This is a genomic window from Paraburkholderia sp. SIMBA_054, assembly GCF_046534875.1.
Lineage (GTDB): Bacteria > Pseudomonadota > Gammaproteobacteria > Burkholderiales > Burkholderiaceae > Paraburkholderia > Paraburkholderia hospita.
Window position 1 is genome coordinate 1 of sequence record NZ_JAWRXV010001258.1, and the last position, 252, is coordinate 252.

Sequence of the window (252 nt, forward strand, 5' to 3'; positions counted from 1 at the left end):
GTCATGTCAGATGGATTAGCGGTGGATATTAAAACAGGTGAAGTTAAGGACCACAAATTTCAGAAATTCAAAAAAATCAGCCCGAAACAATTTGTAGCCGTCACTGGTAATAAAGGTGTTGGTGAAAAAATCTTCGATGATATGGGTTATGAAGATTCAGAGCGCTCTCTTGAAAAAATCGCACGGGAATTAAGAGAAACGCTTATTAAAGAATTGCCTTATGACTTAGCAAAGATGCAAATAGCTATTGGC

The 252-nt window shown here is 37.3% G+C and carries 1 protein-coding gene; it reads left to right on the plus strand.

Features of this window, described 5'->3' with window-relative positions; genetic code table 11:
* Positions 1–21: 21 nt before the first annotated feature.
* The coding region (locus SB822_RS59135) for a hypothetical protein (protein WP_410859380.1) at positions 22–252 on the plus strand (231 nt) is incomplete at its 3' end.